The following is a 1,048-nucleotide window of genomic DNA, read 5'->3' on the forward strand; positions in this document are numbered from 1 at the left end:
CAACCGCCTACGCACCCGCACGTCGGCCGTCCCTGCAGTGGCCCTCACGTCAGGCACGGCACTCAGGACCGCGCGAGCACACCCAACCCGGCGACCCAGTCGCAGTAGGCCCGGTGCGCCGCCGCGGCGGCGAGCGTGCTCTCGGCGTACGCCCGGCCGCGGGCCCCGGCCGACGCGGCGGCGGGATCGGCCGCCGTCGTGCGGACCGCGTCCAGCAGGGCCGCGGGCTCCCCCGGGTCGACGCGGAGCCCGGCATCGGCCCGGACCAGCTCCGCGGACGCGGCCGAGCGCGGCCAGGACGCGGCCACCACCGGCCGGCCGGCCGCGAAGTAGGAGGTCAGCTTCGAGGGGGCCGACATCTCGGCGACGGTCGCGGCCTCGTTGACCACGAGGACGTCGGCGGCGGCGAGGGCGTCGGGGAAGCGGCCGTCCGGCAGCGGGTCGAGGAAGTCCAGCCGGTCGATCCCGGCGCCGAGCTCCTCGAGGCGGGCCCGCTGGTTGCCGGTGCCGAGGAGCACGAACCGGACCGGGGCCCCCGTCGCGTCCGCCTCGCGGGCCGCCTCGACGACGTTCTCCAGCCCCTGCTTCACGCCCATGTTCCCGGCGTGCAGGGCGATCACCTCGTCGTCGCGCCACCCGAGCCCGCGGCGCGTGGCGGCCCGGTCGGCGGTCGACGGGGTGATGTGCGACCAGTTCGGGATGGTGGTGATGCGCGCCGGGTCGACGCCGAGGTCGGCCAGCGGGGCCGCGAACTGCTCGTGCACGACGGCGATCCCGTCGGCCCGCGAGAGCAGCGCGCCCTCGAGCTTCGCGCCCCAGCCCGCCATCCGGGACGACGTCATGCGCGTCTCGGTGAGCGCGCGGCTGTAGAGGTCCTGGGTGACGACGCCGAGGGCGGTGCGGCCGCCGCGACGCCAGCGCAGCCCCGCGAGCACCGTGAGCAGGACGGGGCTGACCGCGACGACGACGTCCGGGCGCGGCCCGCCCACCAGCGCGGCGTGCGCGGTGAAGGCGGCGTCCATGACGATGCGGCGGCGCGCGTCGGGGA

1 protein-coding gene is annotated in these 1,048 nt (G+C 77.6%); it reads right to left on the minus strand.

Annotated features, from left to right (window positions below):
• Positions 1-62 precede the first annotated feature (62 nt).
• A partial coding sequence (locus AC0CYZ_RS31345; RefSeq protein WP_472222126.1) for a glycosyltransferase family 4 protein occupies positions 63-1,048 on the minus strand: 986 nt, incomplete at its 5' end.

This window comes from Actinomycetospora sp. (genome assembly GCF_055612215.1).